Genomic DNA, 15,767 nt, shown 5'->3' on the forward strand with positions numbered 1-15,767 from the left:
TGCGGTTGGAGCGGGGAGACCGGAAGGCCGGCACCCGCTTCGGGGCAGCGCGGCAGGGGCCGGTGCGTATGGGCGGCACATATCAGTTAGACCGATGAGGTGAACATGAGTACTACAGGGGGCGTCAGCCGGGAACGCGGATATACCGCACTCATTGTCCTGCTGCTGATCGCGATCGGTTTCGCGGCACTCGACTTCTTCATGCTCAACCAGAAGAACGGCGAGGATCGCCAGGCGGTCGCGCTGACCACGCAGATCCAGGTGCTGTCGCAGCAGACGGCGAAGTTCGCGCTGGAATCCGCCGACGGCAACGTGGACTCCTTCAAGGAACTCGAGTCCACCCGCAATGCCATCGACTCGGCGGTCAAGCGACTGGACAAGGGTGACCCCGACAGCGGCATGCAAGCCTATGCCGACGGCAACAAGTCGCCGGCCGGCCGTGCCGTGACCGCGCTGGACGCGGCCTGGGCGCAGCTCGACGCCGATATCGGCAAGATCCTTTCGAACAAGGCGGTGGTGCTCGACTCGGGCCAGCGCGCGGCGACGATTTCGCAGCAGATGCCGCTGCTCAACTCCAGCATGGAGCAGGTGGTCAACATCCTGCAGCAGCGCAACGGCAGTTCCGAACAGATGCTCGGTACCTCGCGCCAGATGCTGTCCGCCGACCGCATCATCCGCCGCGTGCAGGAGGTGCTGCAGGGCGGCGACAACGCCCAGTCCGCGGCCGACGGTCTGTCGCGCGACGCGCAGTTGTACGGCAGCGTGCTCAAGGGCCTGATCGAGGGCAACCCGGACAGCGGCGTGCGGCCGATCTCCGACGCCAATGCGCGCAAGATCCTTACCGAGATGGACGCCAGCTGGACGAAGCTGGCCGACCCGGTGGCCAAGCTGTCCGCCGCTGCCGCCAACATCGCCGACGTGAAGCGCGCCGGCAACCAGGCCTCGCTGGATTCGCAGACCGTCCTGCTGCGCGCCAACGACCTGTCCGACCAGATCGGCAAGCTGCCGCTGCGCCGGTTGTTCCCGAACGTGTGGTGGGGTCTGTTCGGCGCCATCGCCGCGGTCGCCTTCGCCCTGCTGCTGGTCATCGCCCTGGTCACCGACCAGCGCAAGCGTTTCGCCCAGAGTACCGAGCTGAACCAGCGCAACCAGGAGGCGATCATGCGCCTGCTGGACGAGATGGGGTCGCTGGCCGAAGGCGACCTGACCGTGAAGACCACGGTGTCGGAGGACATCACCGGCGCGATCGCCGACTCGGTGAACTACGCCATCGACGAGCTGCGATCGCTGGTGACCACCATCAACGAGACTTCCGAGCAGGTGTCGTCCTCGGCGCAGGAAACCCAGACCACCGCCCGTCACCTGGCCAACGCGGCCGAGCAGCAGGCGCAGCAGATCACCTCGGCGACCTCGGCGATCAACCAGATCGTGAGCTCGATGGACGTGGTGTCCAAGGATTCCGCCGAATCGGCCGACGTGGCCGAGCGCTCGGTGAAGATCGCCTCGCGCGGCGCCGAGGTGGTGCGCGAGACGATCTCCGGCATGGACTCCATCCGCGACCAGATCCAGGAGACCTCCAAGCGCATCAAGCGCCTGGGCGAATCCTCGCAGGAGATCGGCTCGATCGTGGAACTGATCAATGACATCGCCGAGCAGACCAACATCCTGGCCTTGAACGCGGCCATCCAGGCGGCCTCGGCCGGCGAGGCGGGTCGCGGTTTCGCGGTCGTGGCGGACGAAGTGCAGCGACTGGCCGAACGCTCCACCAGCGCGACCAAGCGCATCGAGACGCTGGTGCAGACGATTCAGTCCGATACCAACGAAGCGGTGAACTCGATGGAGCAGACCACCGCCGAGGTGGTCGCCGGTGCGCGACTGGCCGAGGACGCCGGCAGCGCGCTGGGCGACATCGAGCGCGTCTCGCACGATCTGTCCGCGCTGATTCAGAACATCTCCACCGCGGCGCGCGAGCAGTCCGCGGCGGCAACCGATATCTCGGTGTCGATGAACGCGATCCAGGAAATTACCTCGCAGACCTCGCAGGGCGCGAGCCAGACGGCCGACTCGATCGGTACCTTGGCGCAACTGGCAAGCGACCTGCGGCGTTCCGTGGCCCACTTCAAGCTGCCGGGATGATTTTGCTCGACGTGGGCAGCAGCCGGATGAATACACGCACAGTACGGGGGGCAGTCTCGCTGGTTTCGCAATGCCCGCATGGCGTGACCGCTGAGAGAGGCGCATGAGACTTCAAGACCACATCGATTTCACCACGCTGCAGTGGGTCAAGCCGGAACTCGACGACACCTTGTCGATCGCCCGCGAGGCACTGGAGTCGTACGTCGACAATCCGGGGAAGCGCGATTTCATGCGCACCTGCACGGATCATCTGCATCAGGTGCACGGCACGCTGAAGATGGTCGAGCTGTACGGCGCGGCGGCGGTCACCGCGGAGATGGAGGCCCTGGTCGGCGCGCTGTTGAACGACCAGGTGCTCCAGCGCGAGGAAGCCTACGCCGCCCTGATGCGTGGCTTGATGCAGCTGCCGGACTACCTGGAACGGCTGTCCAGCGGCCATCGCGACGTGCCGGTGGTGCTGCTGCCGCTGCTGAACGATCTGCGTGCCACCCGCGGGCTGGAGCCGCTGCCCGAGTCGTCGATGTTCCATCCGAACCTCGACGCCTTCCTGCCGGAGCAGGCTCCGGCGGCGATGAGCGAGGCTTATGCCGCGGCGCACCGCGTGGAGCTGGCCGGTTTGCGCCTGCGTTTCCAGCAGCAGTTGCTGGCGTGGTTCCGCGGCCAGGATGCGGCCCAGCAACTGGTCGCCATGCGCAAGACCCTGCTGGCGATCACTGCGCGTTGTTATCACGTGCATGGCCGGCGCCTGTGGTGGATCGCCGCCGGGGTGCTGGAAGGTCTCGAACAAGGCATGCTCAGGGGGCACGCCCCCGAAGTGCGCCAGCTGATCGGCAAGGTGGATCGTAACATCCGCCTGCTGATCGAACATGGCGAGAACAGCCTGCGCGCGAGCGATGCCGACGAGGTGGCCTGCAAGCTGCTCTACATCGTGGCCCAGGCCAAGCAGCGCAGCCCGCACATGGAGCTGTTGCGCAGCACCTACGCGCTGGACAGCCTGCTGCCCGATGCCGGTGAACTGGAACACGCCCGCGGCTCGATGGCCGGGCACAACCGCGCCCTGCTCGATTCGGTGTCGCGCGCGCTCAAGGACGACCTGCTGCGCGTCAAGGAAGCGCTGGACCTGTTCCTGCGCGAGCAGGACGGCGATCCGGCCCAGCTTGCCGCCCAGGGCGAAGTGCTCGAACGGGTCGGCGACACGCTGGGCATGCTGGCGCTGGCGGTGCCGCGCCGCGTGGTCGGCGAGCAGCGCCGCGTGCTCGACGAAATCGCCAACCGCCTGCGTCCTGCCGACGAGGAAACGCTGCTGGATGTCGCCGGCGCGCTGCTCTACGTGGAGGCGTCGTTGGACGACCACATCGAGAGCCTCGGCTCCGAAGGCGAACCTGCCGCTGCCGCCGACCCCACGCAGGGGCTGCCGCGCAGCGAAGCGCTCGGCGTGGTCTCCACCCTGATGCAGGAAGCGATCGGCAACACCGGCAAGGTGAAGGACGCGATCGTTGCCTTCGTGGAGTCGGGCTGGCAGCACGATCGCCTGGCCGGTGCGCCGCCGTTGATGGACGAGGTGGCCGGCGCCATGCGCATGCTGTCCTCGCCGCGCCCGGCCGAACTGGCCCAGGGCGTGGGCCGGTTCATCGACTACGAATTGCTGCAGGACCGTCGCGTGCCCAGCGGTGCGCAGATGGATCACCTGGCCGACGCGCTGGCCGCGCTGGAGTACTACCTGGAGGCGGCGCGCGAGCACCGTGGCGGCCTCGAACACATCCTCGACGTGGCCGAGCACAGCCTGGCCCAGCTTGGCTACTGGCCGGTCCCGGCGCAGCGCGCGGCCGTGGAGGAGCCCGCGCCGGTCGCCGAGGCACCGGCTTCCGTTTCGCTCGAAGCCGAGCAGCACCCCGACCTCTCCGAGTCCGTCAGCCTGCTGCCCGGCGCCGATCTCGGCAGCCTGTTCGTCGGCGACGCGCAGGCTTCGCCCGAACCCACGCATGACCTCGACGGGCTGCGACTGGCGGAGACCGGCGCACCGGCGAGCCCGGCCAGCGCCGTCGGCGAGGACTGGGTCGAGATCGAGGAGCAGGTCACCGAACAGGTGCCCGTCGCCGATCCGCTGGCGGCAAACACCCGCTTCAACGCCGATGCCGAAGGCATCGACGACGACATCCGCGACATCTTCCTGGAGGAAATGCAGGAGGAGATCGACAACCTCGCGGTGGCCCAGAAGGATTGGCTGGCCGACCCGGCGCAGACGCCGGCGCTGGTCGGCATCCGCCGCTCGTTCCACACCCTGAAGGGCTCCGGCCGCCTGGTCGGCGCCGGTGTGCTGGGCGAGTTCGCATGGAAGGTGGAGGACATGCTCAACCGCGTCCTCGACCACACCATCGAGCCGGACCAGAACGTGCAGGACGTGGTTCGCCACGCCATCGACGCGCTGCCGCAGCTGCTGGCCGCGCTCAAGGGCGAGGGCGATCCGCAGGCACCGCTCAGCGCGATCATGCAGGCCGCCGAACGGCTCGCGTCGGGCCAGCCGGCCCGCGTGGAAGACTTCATGTCGCGGGGTACCGAGACGGTGACCCGCACCGTGGTACGCCGGGTGCCGCGCGCCGCCGTCGAGGCGGCCGACGTGCCGCGGGCCAGCCTCACCGATGCCGACGTGGCCAGCGCTTCCGTGACGGCCGAGCCCGTGGCTGGCGAGCCGGAATCCCTCGTGGACATGCCGGCGATGCCGCCGATAGACCCGGTGCTGCTGGAGATCCTTCGCAGCGAGGTGGCCCAGTACCTGCAGACCATCCGTGCGGCGACCCAGCGCAGCGAGGGTGCCTTGCCGGTCAGCGAGGAGCTGCTGCGCGCCGTGCACACCCTGCACGGTGCGATCGCGATGGTCGACATCCCGCTGCTGACCCAGTTGCTGTCGCCGCTGGAGGGGCTGTTCAAGCGCTTGCGCGCCTCCAGCGAGCCGCTGTCCCCGTTGGGCGTGCGCCTGCTGGGACAGGCCGCCGACGTGGTCGACCTGGTGATGACCCAGTTCGACGCTCCGGTGTCGCAGCTGCCCGACGTCGACGCGCTCACCGCGCAGATCACCGAGATGCGCGACGACTATCCCGAGTCGCAGGTCGCGCACGTGGTGTTCGAGCCGCAGGCGGGCGAAGGCGCGGCGAACGAGGAGTTCGACGAGGCCGACACGGCCACCGACGAGGCGGGCGCGGCAGCCATGTCGCTGTCTGCGTCGGAGCAGCCGGATGCGGCCGCCGGGGCGGGACAGGACGATCACCTCGATGCCGCCGCCGAGATGACGGCGGCGCTGCATGCGTTCGAGATCGACTCCGCCGTTGCCGCGGCCAAGGCTGCCGAGGAGGCGGCCCGTCAGGCTGCCATCGAGCAGGCGGCAGCCGAACAGGCCGCCGCGGAGCAGGCGGCGGCAGAGCGGGCAGCGGCAGAGCAGGCGGCAGCAGAGCGAGCTGCAGCGGAGCAGGCGGCAGCGGAGCAGGCTGCGGCGGAGCAGGCTGCGGCGGAGCAGGCGGCAGCGGAGCGAGCTGCAGCGGAGCAGGCTGCGGCGGAGCGAGCCGCCGCGGAGCAGGCTGCGGCGGAGAAGGCTGCGGCCGAGGAAGCCGCCAGGGCCACTGCCACCCGCGTGGAACCGGCGCCCGCGTTCGTGCTCCCCGATGGCAGCCGCATCGACGCGGACCTGCTGGAGGTGTTCATCGACGAGGCGCGCGAGATCCTCGACAGCGCCGATGGCGTGCTGGCCAAGTGGCATGCCGAACCCGGCGAGCTTTCCTACGTCGGCGAACTCCAGCGCGACCTGCATACGCTCAAGGGCGGCGCACGCATCGCCGGCCTGGCTTCGGTGGGCGATCTCGCCCATGCCATCGAGACGGTGCTGGAGAAGCCGATCCGCGACCCCGGCAAGACCGGCGAGCTGATCGGCGCGCTCGAATCGAGCTTCGATCAGCTCAACGCGATGGTGCAGCGGGTGTCGCAGGGACACATGCCGGATTACCCGCAGGCCACGATCGACCGCCTGCTGGAACTGGCCGGTGCCACGGCCCTGGTCGGCGACGGCGACGATACGCCCGGGAGCGCGCAGGCGCCGGTGGCCGAGGCGCCGCAGCCCGCCGCCCACGGCGACGACGCGCGCGGCTTGCCGGAGTTGCTGCCCGAGACGGCGCCGGAATCGCGCTCGCCGCAGGAACAGATCCGTGTCCGCGCCGATCTGCTCGACAACCTCGTCAACCACGCCGGCGAAGTGGCGATCTACCGCTCGCGGCTGGAACAGCAGGTGGCGGGCTACCGCTTCAACCTGGTCGAGCTGGAACAGACCGTGGCGCGCCTGCGCAGCCAGCTGCGCATGCTGGAGATCGAAACCGAGGCGCAGATCATCGCGCGCTTCCAGCGCGAGCATCGCGAGGCGGGCCTGACCGCGTTCGATCCGCTCGAGCTCGACCGCTACTCGCAGCTGCAGCAGTACTCGCGAGCGCTGGCCGAGTCGGTATCCGATCTGGTGTCCATCCAGAACATGCTGGACGAGCTGACCCGCCAGGCCGAAACCCTGCTGATCCAGCAATCGCGTGTCAGTACCGAACTGCAGGACGGCCTGCTGCGCACGCGCATGCTGCCGTTCGACACCATGGTGCCCAACCTGCGCCGCACCCTGCGCCAGGCCGCTCAGGAAGAGCACAAGCAGGCACAGCTCTACGTCGACGGCGCGCACGGCGAAATGGACCGCAACCTGCTCGATCGCATCAAGGCGCCGTTCGAGCACATGCTGCGCAACGCCATCGCGCACGGCATCGAAAGCCCGGCCGAGCGCCGCAAGCTGGGCAAGCCGGCCGAGGGCGCGGTGCGGATCAAGGTGGCGCGCGAGGCGACCGAGGTGGTGGTGCGGGTCAGCGACGATGGTCGCGGCCTCAATCGCGAGGCGATCCGCAAGCGCGGCATCGAACGCGGCATGCTGCGTCCCGAGACGCGGCCCACCGACAACCAGCTGCTGTCGCTGATCACCCAGCCCGGCTTCTCCACCGCCAGCCAGGTCACCCAGCTGGCCGGTCGCGGCGTCGGCATGGATGTGGTCGCCAACGAGATCAAGCAGCTGGGCGGCTCGCTGTCGATCGAGTCGGAGGAAGGCCAGGGCACCACCTTCGTGCTGCGCCTGCCGTTCACCCTCGCCGTCACGCAGGCCATCCTGGTGCGCATCGGCGAGGCGACCTTCGCCATCCCGATGACCTCGGTGCAGGGCGTGGCGCGGGTCAACCCGGAAGAACTCGCCGCGCTGCTGGCCGCCGACGAGCCCTCGTTCCAGCACGGCAACGAGGACTACGGCATCCACGACCTGGCCGAACTGCTCGGCCTGCCGCCCGGACTCGCCACCGAGGACGAGCAGCAACCGCTGCTGCTGACCCGCGCGGGCGACCTGCGCGCGGCGATCCGCATCGACGCCGTGCTGGGTTCGCGCGAGATCGTGGTCAAGTCGGTCGGCCCGCAGATCAGTTCGGTGCCCGGCCTGCTCGGCGCCACCATCATGGGCGACGGTTCGGTGCTGATCATTCTCGACCTGGCGCCGCTGGTGCGCCACGGCATGATCCGCCGCGAGCAGCGCCTGGCCGAAGGCCTCAGCGCGGTGGAAGCGCCGGTCGTCGAGGAGGTGCAGGTGCGTCCGCTGGTGATGGTGGTCGACGACTCGATCACCATGCGCAAGGTCACCGGCCGCGTGCTGGAACGCCACGAGTACGAGGTGAGCACCGCCAAGGACGGTGTCGACGCACTGGAGAAACTGCACGAGCGCGTGCCCGACCTGATGCTGCTGGACATCGAGATGCCGCGCATGGACGGCTACGAGCTGGCCACCCAGATGAAGGCGGACCCGCGGCTGCGCGACGTGCCGATCATCATGATCACCTCGCGCAGCGGCGACAAGCATCGCCAGCGGGCCTTCGACATCGGCGTGGATCGCTACCTCGGCAAGCCGTACCAGGAGGCGGAATTGCTGCTGCAGATCGCCGAGGTGCTGGAGCAACGTGCCGCGGAGCCGATTCATGACTGATACGCCACCCGCGGTCGCGCTGCTGTTCGACGACAGCGAACTCGGTGGGCATTTGCGCGATGCGCTGCACGAGCGCGGCGCGCGGATCGTCCACGAGGGCGGCGTGGCCGGGCTGAACCGCGAACTGCTGCAGCAGGTGGGCGCGGACGTACTGGTGATCAACCTGGACGACGACGCCGACGATGCGCTCGACCAGTTGTACGACATCATCGACGGCGACCGGCCGCGGGTGGTGTTCAACGATGCCCAGGCCAGCCGCGCGCTGTCCGGCTGGGATCGTGCGCGCTGGGCGCGCCACCTGGCGGTGAAAGTTCTGGCGATGGGCGACATCGACCCGCCGCGGCCCGAGGATGCGCGCGAGGTGCAGGTCGCGCCTGCGGTGGTCGCACCGGTTGTGCCGGTTGTGCCGGTGGTGACGGAGGCCCTTGATCGCGACGCGGTCGACGAATCCGCGATCTTCGCCACGCCGGCAGAAGACGATCTGGCAGCGCCGATCGCGCAGGACGCGGCGACGCCGGTGACGGCAGACGAGCCGCCGCCGGACCTGCCCGCCGACGAGCCGCTGCAGACCGCGGCCAGCGAAGACGACGCTCCCGGCGCTGCGTTCGATGCGCACGCCGGCATTCCGTTCGATGACGAGATCGAGCCGGCGGCCGACCCCGGCATCACCGCCGAATCGGATGACCTGGCTGCCGAACTCGAGGCGCTGCTCGCCTCCGGCGAATTGCCTGACGAAGAGGACGAGCAGACGGTCGGCGCGGGCTTGCGCTTCACCGGCGACGAGGAACTGCCGCCGTTGCACGACGGCGACTTCGGCGTGGTGGAACTGGCCGATTCCGACGACGACCGCATCGCACTGGACGAAAGCGCGCCGTCATCCGCGGTCGATGAGCTGGACTTTTCGGCGCTGGATGCCCCGGAGCTGACCGCCGAGGCGATGGATGCCGCCGCGTCGGTCGTGCCCGCCGCACCCGAGACGCCGGTGCGCGCGCCGGACAACTGGGCCTTGCTCGACGAGGAGGCGCCGGTCGAATCAAATGACAAGCCTGACGCCGCCGTGTTCGGCATCGAGAAACTCAGCGCCGCGGAATTCCTGGCGCCCGACGTGGAGCCGGTCGCCGCCGATCTGCAGCCGACCATGAGCCTGGAACTGGTCTCGATGGAGGAGGCGATTGCGCCGCAGGCCTTCGTGCCGGATCACGAGATGGTGCTGGACGAACTCGGCTCGGCGCTGAGCCGGATCGTGTTGCTCGGCGCGGCGGTCGATGGCGTCGACTCGGTGTGCGAGTTCATGCGCAGCTTGCCCGCCAGCACTCGCCTGACGTTCCTGCTGACCCAGCACCTGGGCAGCCACACCGAGCAGGAAATGCTCGCGCGGCTCGCCGAAAAGAGCCCGCTGCCGGTACGCGTGGCCGAAGCCGGCCGTCGCGTCGGCATGGGCGAGGTGCTGATGGTGCCCGCCGGCCAACAGGTTCGCCTGCGTCGCGACGGCAGCGTGGAGCTGCTTGCCGACGCCGCGCCGGAACCGTCGATCGACGCCAGCCTGAGCATGGCCGCGAACGGCTTCGGCCGCGATGCGGTGGCGATCGTCTTTGCCGGGCGCGGCAACGACGCGATCGCCGGCTCACAGGCGATCCATGATCGAGGCGGCCAGGTCTGGGTCGAATCGTCGTCCGGGGATCATTTCGCCGACATGGTCAGCGGGATCTTCGCCGAGCGACTGGTCAGTTTCTCCGGTACGCCGTCCGAACTGGCGGCGCACCTGATCGAGGTGTTTCCATGAGTGATCCGTTGCCGCGTGAAATCCGCTGCGTGCTGGTGCCGGTCGGCGAAGCGCGCATGCTGCTGCCCAATGCCACGATCGCGGAGGTGGTGACGTACAGCGCGCCCGAGCCGGTCGAGGGCGCGCCGCACTGGCTGCTTGGCCGCATCGCCTGGCGTGGCTGGCGCGTGCCGCTGGTGTCGTTCACGCAGCTCGCCGGCACCGCCGAGGGCGACAGCGAGCTGGTGGTGCGCGTGGCCGTGCTCAAGGCGCTGGGCGGCGATCCGCGCCTGCCGTTCATCGCGGTGCAGACCCAGGGTTTCCCGCGCCTGACCACGCTCAATGCCGAGCTGATCATCCCCACCCACGACGGCAAGGGCTTGCCCGACGGCGTGCGCGCGCACGTGCTGGTACGCGACGACGTGGCGATGATCCCCGATCTGGAGTGGATCGAGGCGCATCTGCTCGACCTGCTCGATGCCGGCCAGGATGACGCTGCCGCCGGCGAGATGCCGCCGGACGCACCCGGCGCGGCCGACATCCTGCACTGAGTCCACGGCATCGGCGCGACTGCGCGTCGGTGGCGGGCCGTGTACATCCCGGCCCGCAACATCCGGATGGCGAAATTTGACGCGTTGTGCACCTTGTTGGGGTGATCGTTCGCCCCGGCGAACTTGCTCGGGCCACCGGGCAGGGGGCTCGCCTGTGGGGTCCACTTCGAGGAGCCGTTGCCATGCCGAGTTCGTGCCTGTCGTTTCCTGCTGCTTTGCGTCTGGCCCGCCGTCACCCGGCGGGCCTGCTTTTGGCGGCCTTGACCTTCGCGCTGACGCCACTGCCTGCCGGCGCCGCGACGCCGCAGGACAGCGCCGGGCCGGCCAGCGCATCGAGCACGCCGCCACCGGCGGATGCGACGAACCCGCGCCTGCCGGTGAAGAACCTGCAGCGCGTCGTCGTCACCGGCATTCGCGGCAGCATCGAGAAATCGCTGCAGGTCAAGCAGCAGTCCAACGAGATCGTGGAGGTCGTCTCGGCCGAGGACATCGGCAAGCTGCCCGACCCGAGCATCGCCGACAGCCTGTCGCGCCTGTCCGGCCTGGCCACCCAGCGCGGGCTGGACGGGCAGGCCAACCAGATCTCGATTCGCGGCCTGTCGCCGGACTTCACCGCCACGCTGTTGAACGGCCATGAACAGGCCTCGACGGGCGAGAACCGCGGCGTGGAATTCAACCAGTATCCGGCCGAGCTGATCAACCAGGTGGTGGTCTACAAGACACCCGATGCCAGCCTGCTGGGCCAGGGGCTGGCCGGCACCGTCGACATGCACACCATCAAGCCGCTGGACTTCGATGGCATGAAGCTGGCCGCGAACCTGCGCGGGCAACGCGGCAGCAACGGCTCGCTCAACCCCGGCTCCGGCGTGGGCGACTGGGGGAACCGCTTCAGCCTGTCCTGGATCGACCAGTTCTTCGACCACACGCTGGGCATCGCGCTCGGCGCGGCGCGCGAGGACGCGCCGATCCAGCAGCGGCAGTACCAGGCGTGGTGGTGGAGCGTGGACAACGGCACGGCCGGCATCGACCAGAACTGGGGCGGGCCGCATACGCCGGGCATGCCCGACAACGTGATCTCGCAGGAAGGCATGCAGTTGCGCGCGCTGTCGCAGGACCAGGTGCGCGACGGCGTGATGGGCGTGCTGGAGTGGGCGCCGAACGACACCTACTACTCGACGCTGAATCTGTTCTACTCCCGCTTCGACAAGCGCTCGTACAAGAACGGCCTGCAGTGGTCCAGCAGCCCGTACGACAACGTGTCCTACGCCAACGTCGGCACCGTGCCGCTGCAGCCCTATCCGCTGGTTACCTCGGGCACCCTCATGGGCATCGCGCCGATCCTGCAGAACGGCTACAACCGCGAGCGGGATTATCTGTTCTCCGCGGACTGGAGCAACCAGATCCATTTCGGCGATGACTGGGTCGTCAGCGGCGACGTGGCCTATTCCTCGGCGCGGGTGAAGCTGCTCGATGCCTACACCTTCACCGGCCTGCCCGGCGGTGCGCTCGGCGACGTGCAGTTCACCACGCCGCGCGATTTCGGTTTCCCCGACTTCCGCACCTCGTTCAACCCCGGTGACCCGGCCAGCCTGGTGTTCACCGACCCGGACAACTACAGCTACAACGGCCGCCAGGAATTCGACCGGCAGAAGGACCACCTGAAATCCGCGCGGCTGGCGATCTCCCATCCGCTGGGCTGGATCTTCTCCAGCGTCGAGGCCGGCATCGCCTGGTCCGACCGCGAGAAGACCAAGCAGGCCGACGTGTTCTTCGCCTACCTCAACGGCAACGGTTCCGACCCCGGCACCTACGACCACGCCTACGGCGTGCCGATCGACCCGGCGGTGCTGCGCGGCAGCACCTCGCTTGGCTATGGCGGCATCGGCCCGATCGTGGACTACGACGTGCTGGCCGCGCTGGAGCGGCAGTTCTACCTTACCCAGCGCAACGGCGCTGGCGACTACGACCGCAACTACACGGTACGCGAGAAAGTGCCGGTGGCCTACCTGAAGTTCAACCTGGACACCACGCTGGGCAGCATTCCCCTGCGCGGCAACGCGGGCGTGCAGGTGGTGCGCACCGAACAATCCTCGCAGGCATTCCAGACCACCGGTGACGACAAGGTCGGCACGCTCACCGGCGGCGCCACGTACACCAAGGTGCTGCCCAGCCTCAACCTGGTGGCCGAGCTGGGCGACAAGCAGTACCTGCGCTTCGGCTTCGCCAAGACGCTGACCCGCGGGCGCATCGACGACGAAAAGGTGGCTTCGTCCGCCTCGGTCTCCGAAGTCCAGAACGGTCCGGGTGCCGGCCAGGTGCGCTGGTCGGGCAGCGGCGGCAACCCGAAGCTGCGCCCGTACATCGCCGTCGGCACCGACCTGGCGTGGGAGAAGTATTTCGATGACGCCACCTATGTCGGCATCGACGTGTTCAACAAGAACATCCTCAATTACATCTACACCCGCACCGTGGCCGATTACGATTTCAGCGGCTACACCAACAACAACCCGCTGCTGACGCCGAGCAGCAATATCGGTACGTTCTCCACCCCGCAGAACGGCACCGGCGGCCGCATGCAGGGCGTCGAGCTGGAAGGGGCGCTGTCCGGGGCGCGGCTGTCGCCGGCACTGGCCGGGTTCGGCGTGCAGGCCAATTTCGCGCTGACCAACAGCACCATCCCCGACAGCACCATCTCGAACATTCCAGGTGGGCCGAAATCGCTGCCGGGCCTGTCGCGCAAGACCGCCAACCTGCAGATCTACTACGAGGCCCACGGTTTCGCGCTGCGGGTGGCCGAGCGCTACCGCTCCAGTTTCACTGGCGAGGCCGTGGCGCTGTTCGACCAGATCGGCTACACGCGCATCCGCGCCAACAAGGAGACCGACCTGCAGGCCAGCTACGAGTTTCCGGACGGACGGCTGAAGGGTTTGTCGCTGCTGCTGCAGGTGTCCAACCTGACCAACGAACCGTTCGAGTCGGAACAGGTCAGCGGCCTGCCCAACGGCGTGGAAGTCGCGCGTCCGCTGGAGTACGACACCTGGGGCCGCACCGTGCTGCTCGGCGTCAACTACGCCTTGTAGCGCGGCTCACGCGCCGTCGATCGCCAGATCGCCGTGGCAGGCCTGCAAGGCGCTGAGCGCCGCCAGGCCTGCCGTCTCGGTGCGCAGGATGCGTGGGCCCAGGCGCAGGCCGAGGAAGCCGTGCTGCGCCAGTGCGCGGGTGTCGGCTTCACCCAGGCCACCTTCCGGCCCGATCACCAGCACGCCGCCGGCGGCACCGAAGCGCAGCGCGCCGATCGTCTTCTCGGCGCCCGGCAGCAAGGCCAGTCGCAGCGCGCCATCGTCAGCCAACCCGCCCAGCCATGCCGCCAGCGGCTGGATCGGCGCGATGCGCGGAATGCGTGCGCGGCCGCTCTGCTCGCAGGCGCTGACCGCCACCGACTGCCAATGCGCCAGCCGCTTGGCGGCCCGTTCCGCGTCCAGGCGCACTTCCGATCGTTCGGTCAGCAGCGGCACGATGCCGGTCGCGCCCAGCTCGGTGGCCTTCTGCACGATCAGGTCCATCTTGTCGCCGCGCGCGATGCCCTGGGCGAGCAGCAGCGGCAGTGGCGACTCGTTGTACACGGGGCTGCACGCCGTCACCTGTACCCGCACCGCGCGCTTGTCGATGCTGCCGATGGTGGCCGCGTAGTCGCAGCCGTCGCCGTTGAACAGCACCACCGGCGCGCCTGCGGGCAGCCGCAGCACCCGCGTGGCGTGCTCGGCCGCGTCGGGCGGCAGCACCAGGTCGGCGCCCACGGCAAGCGGCAGGTCGGCGTGGAATCGGATGGTGCGCATGCGTCAGGGCCGCAAAAATCCAAGCATAACGGAGCGCGTGGACGGTGTCGGTCAACCGGCCACGGCGTGCTTGATGCCCTGGATGGCGGTATCCACCAGCAGGTCGATCTCCTGCTCGGTGACCACGTACGGCGGCATGAAATAGACGACATTGCCCAGCGGGCGCAGCAGCACGCCGTGCTGCAGGCCGTGCAGGTAGACGCGCAGGCCGCGCCGCTCGTCCGCGGGGTACGGGCGTCGGCTGGCCTTGTCGGCGACCAGCTCGACGGCCGCGATCATGCCGGTCTGGCGCACGTCGGCGACCTGCGGATGCTCGCGCAGCGGCGCCAGCCGGCGCGCCAGGTGCGTGGCCAGCTGCCGGTTGCGTTCCAGTACCGGCTCGTCGCGGAAGATCGCCAGCGTCTCCAGCGCCACCCGGCAGCCCAGCGGATTGCCGGTGTAGCTGTGCGAATGCAGGAAGGCCTTGCCGGCACGGTACTCGGCGTAGAACGCGGCATAGACCTCGTCGGTGGTGAGCACCGCCGACAGCGGCATGAAGCCGGCGGTGAGTCCCTTGGACAGGCACATGAAGTCCGGCGACACGTGGCCCTGCTCGCAGGCGAACAGCGTGCCGGTGCGGCCGAAGCCCACCGCGATCTCGTCGGCGATGAAGTGCACCGCGAACTCGTCGCACAAGGCGCGCAGTCCGGTCAGGTAATCCGGGTGATACATGCGCATGCCGCCGGCGCACTGCACCAGCGGCTCGACGATCACCGCGCAGGTTTCGCGGGCGTGGCGTTCCAGCAGCGTGCGCAGCTCGGCGAGCCGGCGCGCCGCTATCTGTGCCGGTGTCTCGCCCGGTTCGCCTTCATAGGTGTCCGGCGAGGGCGCCAGCAGCGGGGTCAGCAGCAGCGGTGCGTAGGTCTTGCGATACAGCGCCACGTCGCTGACCGACAGCGCACCCAGGGTTTCGCCGTGATAGCTGCCGCTGAGCGCGATGAAGCGGGTCTTCTCGCCATGACCGCGGTTGAGCCAGTAGTGGAAGCTCATCTTCAGCGCCACTTCGATCGCGGACGAGCCGTTGTCGGCGTAGAACACGCGCTCCAGTCCGGGCGGCGTGATGCGCACCAGTTCCTCGGCCAGCCGGATCGCCGGTTCGTGGGTGAAACCGGCAAAGATCACCTGTTCCAGCGTGCGGGCCTGGTCGGCCAGTGCGGCGGCAATGCGCGCATTGGCGTGGCCGAACAGGTTGACCCACCACGAGCTGACGCCGTCGAGATAGCGCCGGCCCTCGGCATCGACCAGCCAGGCGCCTTCGCCGCGCACGATCGGCAGCATCGGCACCGCGCCTTCGCCGTGGTCGTGCATCTGCGTGCATGGATGCCAGACGTGCCTGAGATCGCGCTCGGCAAGCGCGGCGTTGTTGTTTGCGGGAATGGTCATCCGGCTATGATCGACGCTGCGCCCGG

7 protein-coding genes are annotated in these 15,767 nt (G+C 68.8%); 5 read left to right on the plus strand and 2 right to left on the minus strand.

Translation table 11 applies throughout. From position 1 onward, the window contains the following. Positions 1-105 precede the first annotated feature (105 nt). From ACVCL9_RS01115 to ACVCL9_RS01135, 5 genes are all read left to right on the plus strand, one after another. Positions 106-2,136 carry a methyl-accepting chemotaxis protein gene (locus ACVCL9_RS01115; protein ID WP_395117013.1) on the plus strand — a complete coding sequence of 677 codons (2,031 nt, stop codon included), beginning with the start codon at positions 106-108 and terminating at the stop codon, positions 2,134-2,136. Between the two features lie 103 nt (positions 2,137-2,239). Then, the gene (locus ACVCL9_RS01120) at positions 2,240-8,170 is read left to right on the plus strand and encodes an Hpt domain-containing protein (protein WP_447099423.1); all 5,931 of its coding nucleotides are present in this window, start codon (positions 2,240-2,242) and stop codon (positions 8,168-8,170) included. Next, positions 8,163-9,953 carry a chemotaxis protein CheB gene (locus ACVCL9_RS01125; RefSeq protein WP_447099422.1) on the plus strand — a complete coding sequence of 597 codons (1,791 nt, stop codon included), beginning with the start codon at positions 8,163-8,165 and terminating at the stop codon, positions 9,951-9,953. Before ACVCL9_RS01120 ends, ACVCL9_RS01125 begins: the two co-directional genes overlap by 8 nt. Then, complete coding sequence (locus tag ACVCL9_RS01130) at positions 9,950-10,483, plus strand: chemotaxis protein CheW (protein ID WP_395117019.1); 534 nt, start codon at positions 9,950-9,952, stop codon at positions 10,481-10,483. The genes ACVCL9_RS01125 and ACVCL9_RS01130 overlap by 4 nt, the downstream gene beginning before the upstream one ends. Positions 10,484-10,665: 182 nt before the next feature. After that, positions 10,666-13,563 (plus strand): TonB-dependent receptor, encoded by a 2,898-nt coding sequence (locus ACVCL9_RS01135; protein WP_447099421.1) that lies wholly within the window; start codon positions 10,666-10,668, stop codon positions 13,561-13,563. 6 nt (positions 13,564-13,569) lie between these two features. Here ACVCL9_RS01135 and ACVCL9_RS01140 read toward each other — a convergent pair whose 3' ends face one another. Both ACVCL9_RS01140 and ACVCL9_RS01145 read right to left on the minus strand, forming a co-directional pair. After that, on the minus strand, positions 13,570-14,319 hold the full coding sequence (locus ACVCL9_RS01140; RefSeq protein ID WP_447099420.1) for a 16S rRNA (uracil(1498)-N(3))-methyltransferase: 750 nt from the start codon (positions 14,317-14,319) through the stop codon (positions 13,570-13,572). Between the two features lie 51 nt (positions 14,320-14,370). Further along, positions 14,371-15,741 carry an adenosylmethionine--8-amino-7-oxononanoate transaminase gene (locus ACVCL9_RS01145; protein WP_447099419.1) on the minus strand — a complete coding sequence of 457 codons (1,371 nt, stop codon included), beginning with the start codon at positions 15,739-15,741 and terminating at the stop codon, positions 14,371-14,373. Positions 15,742-15,767: the final 26 nt, after the last annotated feature.

It is taken from the genome of Rhodanobacter sp. UC4438_H5 (assembly GCF_052978405.1).